We start from the raw sequence: 21,079 nt of genomic DNA, 5'->3' as shown, positions 1-21,079 counted from the left end.
CGAAGACATGTACCCAATCATCAACATCTCCCTGAGATATCTTAAGCGAACGACCTTTGTATGGACCATTTTCACGGGTTTGACCGCTTTGATCCTTCTTCCCTCATGCATACGCGATGCCAAAACGGAAACAGCCTCGCGGGAGGTCATCTCCCTGAATGATCACTGGCAATTCTTCCGTTATGAGGATGCTGCTGATACGGACGCACTGATATATGATCTCCGCCCCGATATCTCAGAAGCAGGTGAGTATCTGGTTGCCGATGCCAAACCGACGGAAGCAGTGGAGGTTGGAAGTTCCGCAGAGATATTGAAATCGTGGATCCTGCCAACGGCCAACCCTTTTATTGCAGAACCCGCTGACCGGTACACCAGGCCTGAAGGGGAATCACCCGGTAAGAATTTCCCTTTTGTGCAACCCGATTTTGACGACTCCCGCTGGGAGATCGTGAATCTTCCGCACGACTGGGCCATTGAGGGGCCTTTTTACGAAGGGGATGAACCGATTGTGGGCGGCGGCATGGGTCGGTTGCCGGTGCAGGGAGTGGCCTGGTATCGGAAAAAACTCGATATCTCTTCTGAAGAGAGAGGCAAATCGATCTTTCTGGAGGTGGAGGGTGCCATGTCCTACGCCATGGTCTGGCTCAACGGAACGCTGGTGGGCGGCTGGCCCTACGGCTACAATTCCTGGCAGCTCGATCTCACGCCCCATCTACGTTATGGAGAAGAGAACCAGCTGGCCATCCGTCTCGACAATCCCAACCACTCCTCCCGCTGGTATCCGGGAGCTGGGATATACAGAAACGTATGGCTGATCAAAACTCACCAGTTACACATTGCTCAATGGGGGACCTATGTGACCACGAAAGAAGTCTCCCCCTCCTCAGCGATGGTCGACCTGGAGGTGACGGTCGACAACGATTCAGAGTCAGTAGCTTCTCTCGTGATAGAAACTGACATCTACGAGCTGGACAGCCTCGGGATGAAAGGGGATAAACCGGCTACCTCCTTCCATGATATTGAAATCACGCTGGAAGCGGGTGAAAGCGGTAAAGAGAAACTCTCCACCGTGATGAAGAACCCAAAGCTGTGGGGTCCAAAGCCTACCCAGACACCTCACCTATACCGGGCCATCACCACCTTGAAACAAAATGGCAGGATGTTGGACCGTTACGAAACCACCTTCGGCATCCGTGAGCTGCAGTTTGATCCGGAACAGGGACTGTTGGTAAACGGTCAGGTGATCAAGCTGCAGGGAGTCAACCAACACCACGACCTCGGTGCGCTGGGTGCGGCCTTCAACCGACATGCCGCCGAGCGGCAGCTTGAGTTGTTGCAGGAGATGGGCTGCAACGCCATCCGCATGGCACACAACCCGCCATCACCGGAGTTACTGGAGCTGACCGACAGGATGGGATTCCTGGTGGTGAACGAAATCTTCGACTCGTGGGAAAGGAAAAAAACACCCCACGACTTTCACCTAATCTTCCCGGAGTGGGCCGAAGCAGATACCCGCTCGTTCGTGCGGCGCGACAGAAACCACCCGTCAGTGATCATGTGGAGCTACGGCAACGAAGTGGGTGAACAGTACACGGCTGAAGAGGGAGCAGCACTTGCAGAACGTCTGAACAGGATCGTCAAGGAGGAGGATCCAACACGACCCACCACACTCTCAATGAACTATGCCAAACCGGATATGCCCTTCCCGCGTGTGGCCGATCAGATCGGTCTGAACTACCAGGGTGAGGGTATTCGCCAGGAACCTGAATTTGAGGGTACCGACCGGATTCGAACAGTACCGCAGTATGACCACTTCCATGCCGCTTACCCGGAAAAGATGATTTTTGGCAGCGAAGTAGCCTCCTCGTTCAGCAGCCGTGGCATCTACCTCTTTCCGGTTACCGGTGAGAGCACCTCCCCCGTGAGAGAGGGCAGAGGGGGTGACTCGAAGAGGGCACAGGTGAGCAGCTATGAGCTTTATGCGGTGGACTTCGGCTCATCACCCGACAAGGTGTTCCTGATGCAGGATCAGCATCCCTTTGTGGCAGGAGGGTTCGTATGGACCGGCTGGGACCACTTGGGAGAACCCACCCCCTACTACTCCTCCCGCAGCTCCTATTGCGGCATCATCGACCTGGCCGGTTTCAAGAAAGACCGGTTCTATCTCTACCAGTCTCGCTGGCGACCTGAGCAGCCGATGGTGCATATCCTGCCCCATTGGAACTGGCCCGGTAGAGAGGGAGAGATCACCCCGGTCCATCTCTTTACCTCCGGTGATGAGGCTGAACTTTTCCTGAATGGCCGGTCGCTCGGTCGAAAGGAAAAGGGTGAATTTGAATACCGGCTCCGTTGGGATGATGTGCGCTATGAGCCGGGAGAACTGAAGGCGATTGCCTACAAAAACGGGGAGAAATGGGCGGAAGCGATGATCACAACTACTGAGGAGCCTGTCTCATTGCAGCTGGTGGCAGACAGAAGCAGGATTACCGCTGACGGGAAGGATCTCGCTTTTGTCACCCTCACGGTGACCGACCGGAAGGGACGCCCGGTGCCGGATGCGGTCCTGCCCATCCATTTCACCATTGAGGGAGCTGGTGATATAGTGGCTACCGACAACGGCAATCCGGCCGACATGACTCCCTTCCATTCACCCGACAGGGCAACTTTTAGCGGGATGTGCCTCGCCATTGTAAAAGGAAAAGCCGGTGATCCCGGAAGCATTACCATCAGGGCTGCCTCTCCGGGATTGAAAGAGAGCAAGATTAAGCTGATGACTGAATAAATAGAGCCATGGTTTGCTGCTTTACAAAATAGCCACTACTTTTACAAATTGATCTCAAACATCATATCGATATGACTGCAAAACATATTTTGTCTCTACTGTGCCTGATATCAGTTGTGCAACTATCCTATGCGCTACCTGGCCAGAATGAGACAACATCGGAACCGCTTAAACCCAGGATGGTGGTTTTAACCGATATCGCTCCCGGGGATGTGGAACCGGATGACATGCAATCCATGATCCGCCTGCTGGCACATGCGGATATGTTTGAGATAGAAGCGTTGATTGCCTCCGGAGGATGGAACAGCAGTGGGCGAAGCTATCCCCTTTCCTGGATGGGGATATTGCATCAGACGATCGATGCCTACGATAAAGATCTCCCCAACCTGATGAAACGATCGAATCAAAAGAGTTTTCTTACTCCGGAAATGGAAAACAAACAGCAGGAAATTGGTTATTGGCCCAGTGCAGATTATTTGCGGAAACGAGTCATGCCGGGAAGTTTGGGTTTGGGATACGGGGAGATTGGGAATAACAACTATTCAAAAGGAAGCGATTTTATCATTCAACTGGTGGATGAAGCGGACGACCGCCCATTATGGGTTGCTGCATGGGGAGGGGGAAACACACTGGCCCAGGCAATCTGGCGGGTGAAACAGGAACGAACAGAGAATGAACTTCGTCGCTTTCTGAAAAAACTGCGCGTCTACACCATCACCGACCAGGATGTGCCCTGGGGAGAACGACATTCTAATTACGCATTCAGTTCTCATCAATGGATGCGCAGGGAATTTGAAAAAGAACTGCTCTTTATTTGGGATGAGAGTGCGTGGCTTTCGCAGAACGGAATCGGTGCCGGGAAATGGGATGAATATGCAAAACAGATCCAACAGCATGGTCACCTCGGTGCGATCTACCCAAAATATAAATATGGAGTGGAGGGCGATACACCGTCGTTCCTGCATCTCATGCCAAATGGCCTGAATGACCCGGAAACACCTGGGCAAATTGGTTGGGGAGGATACTTTGAGTGGGGATTGGGAATGGACAATACAACCTATTGCTATACCAACCATACGGGGAAAGCGAAGGAAATATCCAAAAAGTACGAAGCCTACTTTTACCCTGCAGCTTTCAATAACTTTGCAGCCCGGATGGACTGGGCCAAAGAGGGCAAAGGGAACCGAAATCCAAAGGTGATTGTCAATGGAAAAAAAAATTGGGAAACAGGATTCATCACATCTCAACAAAGCAATGTGATCGTTTTGGATGCCTCCGAGTCTTTTGACCCCGACGGTGATCCGTTGAGTTATAAATGGTTTATTTTACCAGAGGCAGGCACCTACGCTGGAAAGATAGAAATTGAGAATGCTAATACAAATAGGGCTAAAATAAATATTCCATCCGATATGACAGGTAAAAGTGTTCATGTTATTTGTGAAATAACCGATTACGGTATTCCCAACCTGACCAGCTACAAAAGAATCCTATTACAACCTGAAAATTGAACTTCCCACTTTCAAGACAAATTAATCCTATGAGAACAACTTATCACACCTTCGCAACCCTAATGCTTTGCATCGTAAGTTTCAATCTGATGCAAGTGAATGCCCAGGAGATACCCCTGGTCTATGATGCCGAGAATTCGGTTGCCCCTTTTGAGGTTTCCCTGCCTTCGCTAGAGGAGCTGCCCGTGAATGCAACACTGCCCGATCCCTTTGCCTGGTCGGACGGCAGCGGACGCTCCACCCGTTTTACAGACTGGGGGCGCAGAAGGATGGAGATCGGTGCGGAAATCCAGCACTATGAGATCGGCAGAAAACCGGAACGGCCCGATTCGATCACTGCCGAATACGGTAACGATACGCTGACAGTGCATATCACAGTGAATGGGAAGACGCTGACCCTCACCTCTCTTGTGATTCTGCCGGAAGGAAAGGGACCCTTTCCCGCTGTAATCGGCATCGGCAGAGGTTCCGGCAGTCTACCGCCCGATCTCTTCAGCTCCCGCAATATCGCACAAATCAGCTTCAACTTCACGGAGGTGATGGCCTGGCAACAAAAAAGAGGGGAAGAACCAATCAACCGACTCTATCCTGATCTGATCCACATGGGTGCTTACAGTGCCTGGTCCTGGGGGGTCAGCCGCCTAATCGACGGACTGGAACTGGTACAGGATCAACTGCCTGTCGACCTGCACCGACTGGCCATCACCGGCTGTTCTTTTGCGGGTAAGATGGCGCTCTACGCTGCTGCATTTGATGAGCGGATCGCGTTGACCATCGCGCAGGAGTCAGGTGGTGGCGGTGCGGCTGCCTGGCGGGTTTCGGAAACACTGGGTGAGGTGGAGACCCTCGCCAGAACGAGCCATGTATGGTTTATGGAGGAGATGTTCCAATTCTCTGATACAGTGGGCAAGTTGCCGTTCGACCACCATGAGTTGATGGCGATGATCGCCCCGCGTGCCTTGCTTATCCTGGGAAACCCCGATTATGAATGGTTGGCCGATGAATCAGGATACGTCTCCTGCAAAGCCGCTCAACGGGTCTGGGAAACATTCGGAATCGCAGACCGGTTCGGATTCTCCATCGTGTCAGATCATGGCCACTGCATGCTACCCGAGATGCAACGTCCCGAGGTGGAAGCATTTATAGAGAAGTTCCTGCTGGGAAATGAAACAGTTAATACAAAAGTTGAAATCCATCCCTACCAGGAGGTGAATTACGAAAAATGGATTCAATGGTGAAATAACCGATAATGCAGATCATGTCTAAGATGAATACTACAACCAGGCCAGCCTTTCATGGTCCAACGGCTCCGCTCCAGAGAACTACGCTGTTTGGTATGTGACCTGCAACTACACCAATGTACGCAGTTCAGCCAATGGAACAGATTTCAATGTCTCATCCGTACAGCGTGATGCCGTGCAGTGGGGAGGACGTCCCTGGACCCGTATGGCCCCCACCATCGAAGCCTATACCGAAACCTTCGACGACAAAGTGAACGACAGTCGCTTTGATGGCACTTTTGCGCATGTCTTCTACGGCAATTGGAAAAAAGCCGGACGAACTGAAGAGACGCTTATCAATGCCAACGGACTGCCGGTGAAGAATGGCGAAGCGGTGCTTACCTTCCTGGAAACAGAACCCGAAATACCGGTCACCTATCCCACCGGTGCAGGACCCAGCAACGTGGGTGCCGACAAATGGCGCTGGAAAAACAACGGCAACTATGAATTGGTGGCTGACCGCAGTGCAGCCATGACTGCAGCCACCCCTGCCACCATTGACATCAACTACATTCTGGCGGAACGCAGCCGTGAACTATTTGGTGAAGGTCATCGCTGGTATGACCTGGTCCGCACCCAGAAATGGGCGGAACTAGCAGCATCCTATACCATTTGTGGTTCGGCTGCCGGTGACCATACCCCGGTGGTCTACACCCGTACCATCGAGAAACATCATTATCTGCGTCCCATCCCACAGGGTCAGATCGACGGGATGACCATGAGTGAAGAGGAAAAAGCGGCCTATCAGAACCCCGGTTATTAATCAGATAGACAGAACCTATGAATTGCAATCATCTCCTTCTTGCGAAGGAGATGATTGTTTTTTTATCACAGATGCTTAAAGCCAGAATATCAGTTTATCATGTGATGCCGTTGCTCCGAATAATCGCTTCATTTGATTTTAATATTCAACATATATTCCTCGTATCTGACTCTAAATTGATTCGAATCTATTAGAACCATATTAGAACCATATTAGAACGAGATTAGAACGAGATTAGAACGAAAAGGAATCAATTTGTTCAAATGGGAGATGGCGGAGGCACCCTTTTATCCCAATTTCAACATCAGAAACCTCAGCAGAGAAAACGATGTTATATACTGTGTCTATATTCTATATGCTTAATATTGATGGATCTTTTCCTCTCACAGCCGATTATTTGCAAAAAATAAGCTTACTTTTGTAGGAATTAATGTAAGACCGTTTTCACTATTTTCAACGGGCGCCCAACTTTTTTGCCTAATTGATGAGTTTTTTTGTGTGTTAGACTGTGCACGTGCACAACCCAAAAAGAGGCGTTGAAAGCAAATGAGGAAAGGAATGATCCCGAAACTACACGTTGAATCAAGATAACAACTTATACCAATCAAAAACAAACAGACAAAAAAAATGGAAGATCTGTCAGTAACAAAGCGAGAGACACGCGGCTTCTACAAGCTGTCACCGCTACAACGCATCGGTTTCGGTTCCGGAGACCTGGCACAAAACCTCATCTATCAGACGGTATCAATGTACCTTTTGATCTTTTACACCAACGTATTCGGATTACCGGCTGCAACGGCTGCCGTGATGTTCCTCATTGTGCGACTTATCGACGTGGTATGGGATCCTATTGTGGGTGCCTTTGTGGACAAACGAAATCCCAAGATGGGAAAATATCGTTCCTGGTTGATCCTGGGAGGCATACCGCTGACGGGATTCGCCATCCTCTGTTTTTGGAACGGCTTCTCCGGATCACTTTTCTACGCCTACATCACCTATGTAGGAATGTCAATGGCCTACACACTGGTAAACGTACCTTACGGCGCATTGAATGCCTCGCTCACCCGTGACACCGATGAGATCACCAAGCTTACCGCCACCCGTATGTTCCTTGCGAACTTGGGAGGACTGGCCGTAGCATACGGAATACCCATCATTGTAAAAAGCCTCTCCCCGGACGGAAGGATCAACTCAGCCGAGTCGGGCAGCGCCTGGTTCATCACCATGACCATCTATGCGCTGGTGGGGCTGGCACTTCTGATTTTCTGTTATACCCAGACCAAGGAGCGGGTGGTGATGGATGAGAAGGATACCCATGATGTGAAGGTCTCCGACCTCTGGACAGAGTTTGTCCGCAACCGCCCGCTGCGGGTGCTGGCATTCTTCTTCATCACTGCATTCGCCATGATGGCGATCGGTAACTCGGCAGGGTCCTATTACATGATCTACAATGTACATGCACCCGACATGGTGCCCTATTTCATGGCACTCGGCTCCATACCGGCATTTATCTTCATGCCCATGGTACCTGCAATCAAACGGGCCATTGGCAAGAAACAGATGTTCTATGTCTTTCTCTCCGTGGCCATCTTCGGAATGGGACTTCTCTATGCCATCTCCGTCATCCCTGCCCTGAAGAATCTGGTCTGGTTGGTACTGGTGGCACAGTTCGTGAAGTCCACCGGCGTGATCGTTGCAACTGGATATATGTGGGCTCTGGTACCGGAGGTGATCTCCTACGGAGAGCACAAAACCGGCCGCCGCATCTCCGGCATCGTCAATGCCCTCACCGGCATTTTCTTCAAGGCAGGCATGGCTCTGGGTGGAGTGGTACCCGGCTTCGTACTGGCCTTCGTAGGATTTGACGAGAAGAATGCCATCACTCAGACCCCCTTTGTGGAACAGGGAATTCTTTGGCTGGTAGCAGTGATACCGGCATTGTTGCTTATATTGGCCATGTTCATCATCTCTCGCTACGAACTGGAAGATGATGTGATCGACAGGCTCAATCTGGAGATTGAAGCCAGACAAGAAAATCAATAACATCAAACAAAACTGATCTTATATGACAACAAAAAAAAGTTTCCATTTGATGGTGCCTGCAATTCTTTTCATGGCCATCATTCAAATGAGTTGCTCCACCCCGCAAAGTGAGCAAGGACCCTCTCTTAAAGAGGCGTTTGAAGGAAAATTTCTGATTGGCACAGCCCTGAATGCAAATCACAACTATGGAAGAGATACGTTGGGCATCCAGGTGATACAAGACCAATTCAACTCCATCGTTGCAGAAAACTGCATGAAAAGCATGCATCTGCAACCCACCAAGGGAGTCTTCATCTTTGAGGAAGCCGATAAATTCATTGAATTCGGTGAAGCCAACAACATGCATATCGTAGGCCATACACTCGTCTGGCATTCACAGGCACCCGATTGGCTCTTCACCGATGAAAACGGGGAAGATGTGTCGCGCGAGGTGATGATCGAACGGATGCGCAACCATATTCACACCGTCGTAGGCCGCTACAAAGGGCGTGTTGACGGATGGGACGTAGTGAACGAGGCAATTATGGACGACGGTTCGTGGCGCAACACCAAGTTTTACGAGATCATTGGCGAGGAATATATCAAACTGGCGTTCCAGTTTGCCAATGAGGCAGATCCCGATGCGGAACTCTACTACAACGACTACGGCATGTCACAGGAAGGAAGGCGCAACAGTGTGGTGGAAATGGTGAAAAAACTGCAGGAAGAGGGAATTAAGATTGATGGCATCGGGATGCAGGGACATATGGGAATGGATTATCCCGCCATCAACGAGTTTGAGGAGAGTCTCGTAGCATTTGCAGCCCTTGGGGTAAATGTTATGATCACTGAAATGGATATCACCCTGCTCCCCTTCCCTGCCGGAGAGACTGCAGAGGTATCGCTCACTGCCGAATACCAGGAGCAGATGAATCCCTATGCAGCCGGACTTCCTGAAGAGATTGAGGCAGCTTTCAACAAGCGCTATACCGACTTTTTCGCCCTTTTCCTGAAACATCAGGACAAGATCAGCCGCGTAACCCTTTGGGGAGTTACAGACAACGACACCTGGCGCAACGACTGGCCGATACCGGGCAGAACCGACTACCCGCTGCTCTTCGACCGCAACTATCAGCCTAAACCGGTGGTACAGCAAATTATTGACCTGACAAAACAATAACAATCAAAAAATAATCTCACGATGAAAGAACCAAGATATCTCGTTCCGGGTGATTACATGGCCGACCCGGCTGCACACGTTTTTAACGGCAAACTATATATCTATCCCTCCCATGACTGGGAGAGTGGTATTCCGGAAAATGACAACGGTGACCATTTCAACATGAAAGATTACCATGTCTTCTCAATGGATGAGGTGGAAAATGGAGAGGTGACCGACCATGGCGTGGTGCTTCGTACCGAGGATATCCCCTGGGCCGGTCGCCAGTTGTGGGACAGTGATGTTGCCTTCCGGAACGGTAAATACTACATGTACTTCCCGCTGAAAGACCAGAACGATATCTTCCGCATTGGCGTTGCCATCAGCGACAAGCCGGAGGGCCCATTCATCCCGCAGGAGAATCCGATGAAGGGCAGCTACAGCATCGACCCATGCATCTGGCCCGACCGTGACGGTAATTATTACATGTACTTCGGCGGTTTGTGGGGCGGACAACTGCAGCGCTATCGCAACAACAAAGCGCTGGAGTGTGCAATATTACCGGAAGGTGATGAACTGGCACTTTGTCCCAAGGTGGTGCAACTTAGAGAAGATATGCTGGAGTTTGCCGAGGAACCACGCGACCTTGTGATCCTGGACGAGAATGGAAATCCTCTGACAGCCGGTGATTCCGAGCGACGCTTCTTCGAGGCTTCCTGGATGCATTTTTACAATGGAAAATATTACTTCACCTACTCCACCGGTGACACTCACCTGATTTGCTATGCCACGGGGGACAACCCCTATGGCCCATTCACCTACCAGGGGGTAATCCTCACACCGGTAGTGGGATGGACCACTCACCACTCGATCGTAGAGTACAAAGGGAAATGGTATCTCTTTCATCACGATTGCATACCCTCGGAAGGGAAAACATGGCTCAGGAGCCTCAAAGTGACGGAACTGAAGTACAACCCCGACGGCACTATCAAACCCATTAAAGGAACTGCTGAGTAATGCGAATAAGAAGACTTTTGCTGTTCATCAGCTTTTGTATTGCCGTAATCGGCCAGCTCGCCGCTGAGGATGGCAGCAGGCTCTGGCTGCGCTTCCAACCGCAGGAGAAGAGCTCGCTGCCTCCCTTCACCCAACTCCGTGGGGATGCCTCCTCGGTCGCACTCATAGAGTTTCAGCATGCCTGGCAGGAAATGAGCGGCAGCAGCCTCACTGAAAATGGGAATGATCCTGCGCACACCCTTTTGATCGGAACCTTAAAAAACCGGGAGGTACGCAAGTTCATAAAGCGTAATGAATTACAGAAATCAGGGAAAGAAGGCTATGTTATTCGTACAGTGGAACAGGGTAACCGCCGCACCACTGTGGTGGCTTCTGTAGGGGAGGCAGGTCTCCTTTATGGTGTCTATCACCTTTTGCGACTCATTCAAACCGGCTCCTACAATGATTCGCTTGCCATTAGTGAGCAACCTCGCTACGATATCCGCATCCTGAATCATTGGGACAACCTCAATGGCACCGTGGAACGTGGTTATGCCGGTTACTCCATCTGGCAGTGGGACAAGTTGCCTGCAGAGATCTCACCCCTCTACAGGGAATATGCACGTGCAAACGCATCCATCGGCATCAACGCAACAGTACTGAACAATGTGAATGCCACCCCTGATATTCTTACCAGGGAATATCTTGAAAAGGTGAAGATGATTGCCGATGAGCTGCGTCCCTTTCACATCAAGGTCTATCTCTCCATCAACTTCTCCTCACCAGCGGAACTGGGTGGTCTGGAAAACTCTGACCCGCTCAATCCAATGGTTGCACGATGGTGGAAGAAGAAAGCGGATGAAATCTACCAGACCATTCCCGACTTCGGGGGGTTCCTAGTGAAAGCCAACTCGGAGGGGTTGCCGGGACCACAGGATTACGGACGTACTCATGCCGAGGGTGCTAACATGCTGGCCGATGCTCTCAAGCCTCACGGTGGCATCGTGATGTGGCGCGCGTTTGTTTACAACCCCACCGAAGAGGATCGTGCCAAACAGGCATACAGTGAGTTCATGCCCCTCGACGGACAGTTCCGTGACAACGTGATCATCCAGGTGAAGAACGGGCCGGTCGACTTCCAGCCGCGTGAGCCGTTCAGTCCCTTGTTCGGTGCCATGCAACAGACAGCCCTGATGCCGGAGTTACAAATCACGCAGGAGTATCTCGGTTTCTCCAACCATCTGGTCTATCTCGCCACGCAGTGGAAAGAATTTCTGGAGAGCGACACCCATTGCCTGGGTGATGAATCAACAGTGGCGAAATGCACTGATGGCACGCTCCTCACACACCCGCTCACCGCCATTGCGGGTGTAGCCAACATCGGGCTGGATGACAACTGGAGCGGACATCACTTTGCCCAGGCCAACTGGTATGCCTTCGGACGACTGGCATGGGATCACACTCTCACGGCGGAAGAGATCGCAGAGGAGTGGCTCAGGATGACTTTTACCGATAAGCGGGCATTTCTGGAGCCTGTACGGGAAATGATGCTCAGTTCCTGGGAGACGGCGGTTAATTACATGATGCCGCTGGGACTGCACCATATCTTCGCCTGGGAACACCACTACGGACCCGAGCCCTGGTGTGACATACCCGGTGCCCGTCCCGATTGGCTCCCACCCTATTACCACAATGCCAGTAAAGAGGGAATCGGATTCGACCGTACCACTACGGGCAGTGATGCGGTGTCACAATACTGTGCACCTTTGAGCGAAACATACAACAACCTGGAATCCTGCCCTGAGGAGTTGCTGCTCTGGTTCCACCATGTCCCCTGGAATCACCCGATGAAGAACGGACGCACACTCTGGGATGAACTCTCTCATCGTTACGACGGGGGAGTGCAACAGGTACGTGCTTATCAAAAATTATGGGATCGAATGGAACCCTATGTCGACAGCGAAAGGTTCCACCATGTACAATCCCGCCTCAGAATCCAGTCGCGTGATGCCGTCTGGTGGAAAGATGCCTGTTTGCTTTACTTCCAGACATTCTCAGGCATGCCCATCCCCTACGACATTGAGCGACCGGTACATGATTTGGAAGAATTGAAACAGATCAAATTGGATCTCAAGCACCATAATTGATGTGCTGTTGAGAGGTTTGCAGTTTGAAGCTGAGAATGTAGGATGTTGGTGAGTTCATGGTTCACAAACAGAATAAGCTGAAAGCTAAATTTAATTCAAAATGATCAAAACCTGGAGATGGTTTGGCAAGAAAGACCCCATCACGCTGGAGATGCTGCGGCAGATTGGCGTGGAGGGAATTGTGACGGCACTCTATGACTTGCCCCCGGGGGAGGTATGGAGCCCGGAAGCAATTGAAGAACTGAAACAAACCATTGAAGGGGCAGGACTTGTCTGGTCCGTAGCGGAAAGTCTTCCCGTAGCGGAGGAGATCAAATATGCAGCTCCCACTCGCGACAGGCTGATTCACAATTACAACATGAGCCTGATGAACCTGGGCAGAGCAGGCATCAAAACCATCTGTTACAACTTTATGCCGGCCATCGATTGGGTAAGGACCGATCTGAACCGAGAGTTACCGGATGGGACCACGACCCTCTATTTCGACCGGATAAGGTATGCCTTCTTCGACTGCAGGATCCTGCAACGTGAGGGAGCCGAAGCCGACTACAGTGCAGAGGAGCTGAGAAAAATTGAGCTACTCGACAAAACCCTCACCAAGGAGGAAAAGGAAGAACTGATTGACACCATCATCGTCAAGACACAGGGATTTATCCACCGCAAGATGAAAGAGGGAGCCGATCCGGTTACAGAATTTAGAAAGTTGCTCCATCACTACAAGGATATCGACAGAGATGAGTTGCGGAAGAATCTCACCTATTTCCTTAACAGAGTGATACCGGTGGCTGAAGCTTATGGCATCATGCTCTGCATCCATCCTGATGACCCACCTTTTCCGGTATTCGGGTTACCCCGTATTGTCAGTCGGGAAGAGGATCTGGAGTGGATCATTGGTGCAGTCAACAACCACAGCAATGGCATCACATTTTGTGCCGGATCGCTCAGCGCCATTGCAGAAAATGATGTTCCACGCATGGCACAACTTTTCGCAAAACGAATCGGGTTCGCCCACCTGCGGAGCACGGCTCTGTTGCCCGATGGCAATTTCATGGAAGCATTCCACTTGGATGGAAACGGAAGGTTGATTGAGGTGATCCGTGAGCTTGAGAGAAGCCTGCCCGAGATCCCGATGCGGGTAGATCATGGCAGGGTGCTGCCCGGCGACAGGGAAATTGCCCACAACCCGGGATACACCTTCTACGGGAGGATGTTTGCCCTGGCACAGGTGGAGGGAATGATGGCGGTAGTGAGAAATGAAATAGAAGCAAAAAGATCAAGATAAAATCGAAAATAATGAGAGATTTGTTCAATATCAGCGGGAAAGTAATTGTGATTACCGGCGGAACCGGAGTACTGGGCAGTGTGATTGCAACCTATCTGGCAGGTGAAGGGGCCAGCGTTGTGATCCTTGGTCGGCGCAAAGAGGCAGGTGAAGCATTGGTAAATGAAATCAGAGACAAGGGAGGGGAAGCTCTTTTCCTGGAGACAGACGTATTGGATGCGGAAAAACTGACCCAAAACCGCGAAGAGATTCTGACACGTTACGGACGTATTGATGCCCTCCTGAATGGTGCCGGTGGGAACATGGCCGGAGCCAATATCGCACCTGATAAGACCTTTTTCGACCTGGACATGGGGCAGTTCGACCAGGTGGTACAACTCAACCTCACAGGGAGTGTGCTCCCTACGCAGATTTTCCTGCAACCGATGGCCGAACAAAAAAAGGGAGTAATACTCAACTTCTCTTCCATGGCAGCCTTTCGTCCCATGACACGGGTTGTGGGATACGCCGCGGCAAAAGCCGGAGTAACCAACTTCACCCTATACCTGGCCACCGAGGTAGCAACCAAATTTGGCGAAGGGATCAGGGTGAATGCCGTAGCTCCCGGGTTCTTCCTTACCGAACAGAACAGGGAATTGCTAACCAACCCGGACGGTTCATACACACAGCGCGGAAAGGATGTGATTCGTCAGACACCCTTCAAACGGATGGGCAAACCTGAAGAGTTGTGTGGCACCATCCATTACCTGGTGAGTGATGCCTCATCCTTTGTAACCGGCAGCACCATCACAGTGGATGGTGGATTCAACGCATTCGCCATGTGATCCAGAAAATCTCAGATTCTTTGACGGGTCATTCATCCCGTTGCAATAGAATAGGACAAAACAAAATTTGAACAATTGATAAAACAACAAAAGATGTACCTACTTGGATATGATATTGGCAGCTCATCGGTGAAAGCTGCTCTGGTTGATGCAGTAACAGGAAAAACTGTGGCTTCGGATTTTTTCCCGAAAACAGAAATGAGCATGCAGGCCATTCAGGCAGGCTGGGCGGAACAGGATCCGGAGATGTGGTGGAGCAACCTGAAGCTGGCCAACGCTTCAGTGTTGCAACAATCGGGTGTAAACCCGGCCGACATCAAGGCGATTGGCATCTCCTGGCAGATGCACGGGCTGGTGATGATTGACAAAGAGCGTGAGCTGCTGCGTCCCTCCATCATATGGTGTGACAGCCGTGCGGTACCCTATGGTGAAAAGGCATTCAAGGCCATCGGTGAAGAGAAAGCTCTTTCCCACCTGCTCAATTCACCCGGCAACTTCACAGCAGCCAAGCTGGCCTGGGTGAAGGAGAATGAGCCGGAGCTCTACGAACAGATCTACCGGATCATGCTGCCGGGGGATTACATCGCCATGAAGCTGACCGGTGAGATTGGCGTCACCGTGGAGGGTCTCTCGGAAGGAATCTTCTGGGATTTCAAGGAGAACGGACTCTCACAGGATGTGATGGATCACTTCGGCTTTGAGAAGGAGATGATCCCCTCCCTCACGCCGGTATTTGGCATCCAGGGAAAAGTGACTGAAGCAGTGGCCAAGGAACTGGGACTACATCCCGGCACACCCGTCAGCTACCGTGCGGGAGATCAGCCCAACAACGCCCTGTCGCTCAATGTCTTCAATCCTGGTGAAATCGCCTCCACCGCCGGCACCTCCGGAGTGGTTTATGGAGTACTCGATCAGGTGAAATATGACCCCCTCTCCAGGGTGAACATCTTCGCCCATGTGAATCACCTGCCGGAGCAGACCCGTCTGGGAGTATTGCTCTGCATCAACGGTACCGGTATCCTCAACTCATGGATCAAGAAAAACATGGTGCCGGCTGATCTGGGATACAACGAGATGAACCAAATGGCCGCACAATCGACCATCGGTGCCAGGGGCATTTCGGTGGTACCCTTTGGCAACGGTGCCGAACGGGTATTGGAAAACAGGGATTCGGGCAGCTCTTTCCATGGCATCAATTTCAACATCCACTCTCTTTCAGACCTTTTACGGGCAGCACAAGAAGGCATCGTCTTCTCCTTCCAGTATGGCATGGAGGTGATGCAGGCAATCGGCATGGATATCAAGGTAATCCGGGCTGGAAATGCAAACATGTTCCTCAGTCCCATTTTCCGCGACACACTCGCCTCAGTGAGCGGTGCAGTGATTGAACTCTACGACACTGACGGAGCAGCAGGTGCCGCCAAGGGTGCAGGCATAGGTGCCGGAATCTATGCTTCGCCGCAGGAAGCTTTTGGCTCACTACGGAAGATCATGACGGTAGAGCCAGATACCAGAAACAGCGACAGATATCAGGATGCATACGCACAATGGAAAAAATTTATTTAAAATCAAAATAAGTTCAATTTTAAAATTCAACAATTGTATGGAAAGTGAAAAAAAAGTGAATGAATATTTTCCCGGAATCGGGAAGATCAAGTTTGAAGGCAAAGAGAGCCGCAACCCGATGGCATTTCGTTATTATGACCCCGAGAAAGTGGTTCACGGCCGAAAGATGAAAGATTGGTTCAAATTCTCAATGGCCTACTGGCACACACTCTGCGCTGAGTCGAACGACCCGTTTGGTGAAGAGACAAAGGATTTTGAATGGAACAACGGTGATGCCATTCTTGAGCGAGCCAAAAAGAAGGTAGATGCCGGCTTCGAATTCATGCAGAAGATTGGTTTGGAATACTTTTGTTTCCATGATGTAGACCTGGTGGAAGAAGGCAACTCTCTGGAAGAGTATGAAGCAAACCTGAAAAGCATCGTTTCCTATGTGAAGGAGAAGATGAACGAAACAGGCATCAAACTGTTGTGGGGAACCGCCAACGTTTTCGGCAACAAACGTTACATGAATGGTGCAGCCACCAACCCTAACTTCGACAGTGTGGCATATGCTGCTACGCAAATCAAGAATGCACTTGATGCCACAATCGAGCTCGGAGGTGAGAATTATGTCTTCTGGGGAGGTCGTGAAGGATATATGACCCTGCTCAACACCGATATGAAGCGGGAGAAGGAACACCTGGCCACCATGCTGAAGATGGCCCGCGACTATGCCCGTTCAAAGGGTTTCATGGGCACCTTCTTCATTGAACCCAAGCCGATGGAACCGACCAAGCACCAATATGACGTGGATGCAGAGACAGTAATCGGATTCCTTCGTGCCCACGGACTGGACAAGGACTTCAAACTAAATGTTGAGGTGAATCATGCCACGCTGGCCGGTCATACCTTCGAACATGAACTGCAGTGCGCCGTGGATGCGGGACTCCTGGGTTCTATCGACGCCAACAGGGGTGACTATCAGAACGGGTGGGATACCGACCAGTTCCCCATCGACCTCTACGAACTGACACAGGCAATGATGGTAATCCTTCGTGGAGGAGGCTTGCAGGGTGGTGGCACCAATTTCGACGCCAAAACACGCCGCAACTCCACCGACCTGGATGATATCTTCATCGCTCACATCGCCGGCATGGACGCCTTCGCCCGTGCCCTGGAGACGGCAGCTGCCATCCTTGAAGAATCACCCTATCTCTCAATGCTCAATGAGCGTTATGCATCATTCGATGAGGGTAAGGGAAAAGCATTTGAGGAAGGTAAACTCACGCTGGAAGAAGTGCGTCAGTACGCTCTTTCTTTAGGGAAAGAACCTGCACAGATCAGCGGCAAACAAGAGCTCTACGAAGCGATTGTCAATATGTACATTTAAGTTATTACTAAACAAAAAGATCATCGGTCCTCAATGGACCGATTGATCTTTTTGTTCTGTTAAAAAGCATTTTCAAACCGCACTGTTTGTATCTGCTTTCCATGTCCTACCCACCTTCTACAAATCTCTTTATTACCGATGAAACTGTTGATACACACATTCTTTTCCAGGATTCTCATAACCATTGCTTTTTCTCTGCTGATACCATCGTTGCAGGGTTCTGTAAAACTCCCCCCACTCATTTCTGACAATATGATCATACAGAGAGAAAAGGAGATTCATCTCTGGGGCACTGCCGATTCAGATGAAGCAGTGACAGTTCTCTTTCAGGGAAAAAAATATGCAACAGTAGCTAACAAGCAGGGCAGTTGGTCGCTGTTTTTACCCCCCTTAGCAGCCGGCGGTCCCTATAGCATGCAAATCAACGAGATCATCGTGAACAACATCATGGTGGGTGATGTCTGGATCGTTTCGGGGCAGTCAAACATCGATCTCCCGATTTATCGTGTTGAGGATCTCTACAAAGAGCTTACTGACACCTTGAAAAAAGAGAAGGTACGTTTACTGAAAGTAGCCAACAACACCCAGGTAATGGGTCCCGAGGAAAACCTCGCCGATACCCGCTGGCGGATACTGGCACCTGAAAATGTATCCGATTTCTCAGCACTTTCCTATTTTCTGGCCAACGACCTCTACGAGAAGACAGGGATCCCGCAGGGGGTGATCGCCACCAGTTGGGGAGGCACACCCATTCAGGCATGGATCAGTGAAACAGATGTAAAAAAATATCCCCATTATTACAACGAGTTGCTGCTTGCACGCAACAATGATTATGTGTCGCAGGTGAACAGGGCAGCACATATTGCAGGTCGTGCCTGGAACGAATTGTTGTACAGGCTCGACCCAGGGGTGCAGGAAAAATGGTATGCCACCGACTACGATGACCGGAAGTGGCAAACGGTAAACCAGTACGATTCACGTAATTGGACCCGCACGGACCATGGTCCGCATAACGGCTCATACTGGTTCAGGCAGGAGATTGAGGTGGATGCATCACATGCAGGTGAAGCGGCGCTACTGAGAGTAGGCTGTCTGGTGGATGCCGATTCCACCTACCTGAACGGAGTACTGGTCGGCACAACAGGCTATCAGTATCCACCTCGCAAATACCGCATACCTGCCGGTCTCCTGAAGGCGGGAAAGAACCAGATTACCCTCCGGTTGATTGGAGGCAGCAACGCATCGTTTGTAAAGGATAAACCCTACAAAATTGTATACGACAACGGAGAGGAACAACCGTTGTCTCCTCGATGGAAATTCAGACATGGTGCTTATATGCCGCAGCAGCGGGTACAGGGAATAGGTTTGCAGAACATCGCCACTGCCTGTTACAACAGTATGATCTGGCCCCTTCGTAACTTCCCTGTGGCGGGTGTCTTGTGGTACCAGGGAGAGTCGAACACCGGCCGTGCAGAGGAATATGAAGGATTACTGGGCGATCTGATGGGCAACTGGCGTAAGATTTGGAACGAACCTTCGCTCCCCTTCTTCATTGTGCAACTCCCGGACTATATGTCCCCCAGTGAGAATCCCTCCGAAAGTGGATGGGTGAGATTGCGTGAGTCTCAGCGCAGGGCAACTCTCAATGATCCCAATGCCGAGCTGGTTGTAGGTCTTGGACTGGGAGAATGGAACGACATTCATCCCCTGCGCAAAAAGGAGATGGCCGAACGTGCATCTATTGAAATCAGGAGCAAGGTTTACAGTCAGCCTGTTAAAGTTACACCGCGACTTGTGAGTGGTGAGGTATCGGGCAGCAAAGTGGTCCTCACTTTTACTGACACTGTGATGGGAGATTCCGAAGGAAAGGTGTACGATGTTGAATTATCGGAAGATGGCAAACAATATAGGAATGCGGAGGCATTCGCAAAAGCAAACAAGTTGTACATCACCTGCTCAGATATAAATAACCCGGTGAGTGTGCGGTACGCATGGCGCAACACACCTCCCCGGGCAAATCTTAAAGGCGAGAATGAGCTCCCTATTCCAACGTTTCAATGGGATTTCGCCCAATGAATGCTTACTTCACGTTGAAAGCCACCCGCAAGTCGTCAATCTCCTCCTCCCCGATCGGTTGTAACGGACCAATGGAAGAAGCCATCACCAGTGAGTTGGCTGAAAATTCTGCCACCTCCAGGTAATCGAAGGTGTTGAGCAACTTGTCACCGGTCACGAAGACACTGTCGTTTTCTACCAGGATCACCCGGTTGTTGGCGAACATCTTCGCTACACTGTCCACATCATTATAGATCAGTCCAAAAGGTATGGAGGGCACATCCTGCAGGAAGATCCAGCTCTCCGGAATGGTGCGCACATCGAACTTGCTGCCGCTCACTGCATGGGCCATCAGGTTCACAGGCTGAGTACAGATGATGGAGTTGATGTGCGGGTTCAGCTGGTAGATCCGCTGGTGCAGCGCAACAGATCTACTGGGTATTTTGCCTGCTTCTGCCATGCCGTTTTTGATTTGCACGATATCATTGGGGACAATGTCCCATCGTGCAATATTGCTGGGAGTGATCAGGAAATCATTTTCTTTCCATCGTACCGACACCGTACCGTAGGTTGAGATCATCAATCCCTGGTTGCAAGCCCTGCGGATGATATTCACCATTTCGGAGCGAAGAGCACGCTCTTCAGATGGATGATCGATATCCATAAAATGAGAAACATTGGAGGGGAGGTGATTCACATATTGCAATACCTGATTGTCTGAGAGGTAATTGACACTGCCCAACCGTTTGGCATTGATAATGGTACGACAGCAGAACTCAAGTGTTTCAAACCGCTGATAGGCATCCATCATGTCGGTACCACCCAGTACTACACCATGATTTTCCATGATCACCGCCTTGTAGTGTTTATCCTGAAACTCGAAAGCAATCTTCTCACCCAAATCCTCACTTCCGGGGGTACCATAGGGTGCAAAGCCAATATCACCGCAGATGTTATGCGCCTGGGGAACAATCTTTGTGTCGGGGACAATGCCCGTGATGCTGAAAGCCACCAGTGCCGGCGGGTGCGCATGGATGATGGCAGTAAGTTCAGGACGTGCTTCGTATATTGCTTTGTGAAAGGGCAGTTCGGAAGAGGGCTTGTGGAGGCCGATGATGGTTCCATCCTGCTTCACCTGCATGATGTCCTTCACAGTAAGCGACCCCTTGTCCACACCCGAGGGGGTGATCCAAATATCACCGTTCTTGTCTCTGATAGAGATATTACCACCCGAGGTGGTGGTCATCCCGCTTTTGTATATCCTTCCGATGATCACATTGATCTGTTCCACCGGATGCATCAGGTTTATATCTAATTGTTTCATTG

At 50.7% G+C, this 21,079-nt stretch carries 12 protein-coding genes and 2 pseudogenes; 13 read left to right on the top strand and 1 reads right to left on the bottom strand.

Annotation, left to right across the window (positions count from 1 at the left end; genetic code table 11):
• Positions 1–7: 7 nt before the first annotated feature.
• The 13 genes and pseudogenes from JS578_10400 to JS578_10340 all read left to right on the top strand — a co-directional run bounded on the left by JS578_10400 (position 8) and on the right by JS578_10340 (position 19,774).
• Positions 8–2,782, top strand: a complete 2,775-nt coding sequence (locus JS578_10400; GenBank protein ID QRX63274.1) for a DUF4982 domain-containing protein — start codon at positions 8–10, stop codon at positions 2,780–2,782.
• Between the two features lie 71 nt (positions 2,783–2,853).
• Positions 2,854–4,290 (top strand): DUF1593 domain-containing protein, encoded by a 1,437-nt coding sequence (locus tag JS578_10395; protein ID QRX63273.1) that lies wholly within the window; start codon positions 2,854–2,856, stop codon positions 4,288–4,290.
• 101 nt (positions 4,291–4,391) lie between these two features.
• A pseudogene (locus JS578_10390) lies at positions 4,392–5,528 on the top strand (hypothetical protein).
• Positions 5,503–6,333: pseudogene (locus JS578_10385) on the top strand (RagB/SusD family nutrient uptake outer membrane protein). Before JS578_10390 ends, JS578_10385 begins: the two co-directional pseudogenes overlap by 26 nt.
• A gap of 627 nt (positions 6,334–6,960) precedes the next feature.
• A complete protein-coding gene (locus JS578_10380; GenBank protein ID QRX63272.1) occupies positions 6,961–8,376 on the top strand; it encodes an MFS transporter in 1,416 nt (471 codons plus the stop codon).
• Between the two features lie 49 nt (positions 8,377–8,425).
• Complete coding sequence (locus JS578_10375) at positions 8,426–9,535, top strand: endo-1,4-beta-xylanase (protein QRX64987.1); 1,110 nt, start codon at positions 8,426–8,428, stop codon at positions 9,533–9,535.
• A 21-nt stretch (positions 9,536–9,556) separates the two neighbouring features.
• Positions 9,557–10,531, top strand: a complete 975-nt coding sequence (locus JS578_10370) for a glycoside hydrolase family 43 protein (protein QRX63271.1) — start codon at positions 9,557–9,559, stop codon at positions 10,529–10,531.
• On the top strand, positions 10,531–12,657 hold the full coding sequence (locus tag JS578_10365; protein QRX63270.1) for an alpha-glucuronidase: 2,127 nt from the start codon (positions 10,531–10,533) through the stop codon (positions 12,655–12,657). Before JS578_10370 ends, JS578_10365 begins: the two co-directional genes overlap by 1 nt.
• A gap of 100 nt (positions 12,658–12,757) precedes the next feature.
• Positions 12,758–13,939 carry a mannonate dehydratase gene (uxuA, locus tag JS578_10360; protein QRX63269.1) on the top strand — a complete coding sequence of 394 codons (1,182 nt, stop codon included), beginning with the start codon at positions 12,758–12,760 and terminating at the stop codon, positions 13,937–13,939.
• An 11-nt stretch (positions 13,940–13,950) separates the two neighbouring features.
• Positions 13,951–14,763: an SDR family oxidoreductase gene (locus JS578_10355; GenBank protein ID QRX63268.1), complete on the top strand. Its 813-nt coding sequence runs from the start codon at positions 13,951–13,953 to the stop codon at positions 14,761–14,763.
• A gap of 93 nt (positions 14,764–14,856) precedes the next feature.
• Entirely contained in the window at positions 14,857–16,329 is a 1,473-nt protein-coding gene (locus tag JS578_10350) for a carbohydrate kinase (protein ID QRX63267.1), read from the top strand.
• A gap of 37 nt (positions 16,330–16,366) precedes the next feature.
• Positions 16,367–17,698 (top strand): xylose isomerase, encoded by a 1,332-nt coding sequence (xylA, locus tag JS578_10345; protein ID QRX63266.1) that lies wholly within the window; start codon positions 16,367–16,369, stop codon positions 17,696–17,698.
• 252 nt (positions 17,699–17,950) lie between these two features.
• Complete coding sequence (locus tag JS578_10340) at positions 17,951–19,774, top strand: sialate O-acetylesterase (GenBank protein ID QRX63265.1); 1,824 nt, start codon at positions 17,951–17,953, stop codon at positions 19,772–19,774.
• A gap of 4 nt (positions 19,775–19,778) precedes the next feature.
• On the opposite strand, the gene JS578_10335 is transcribed toward JS578_10340, so the two are convergent.
• Positions 19,779–21,077, bottom strand: coding sequence for a class II aldolase/adducin family protein (locus tag JS578_10335; protein QRX63264.1), 1,299 nt, complete (start codon positions 21,075–21,077; stop codon positions 19,779–19,781).
• Between the last annotated feature and the right edge of the window lie 2 nt (positions 21,078–21,079).

Source organism: Dysgonomonadaceae bacterium zrk40 (assembly GCA_016916535.1).
GTDB lineage: Bacteria > Bacteroidota > Bacteroidia > Bacteroidales > Dysgonomonadaceae > Proteiniphilum.
The sequence above is the reverse complement of the archived record's forward strand: the minus strand, read 5'-3'. Positions and strand labels throughout refer to the sequence as shown.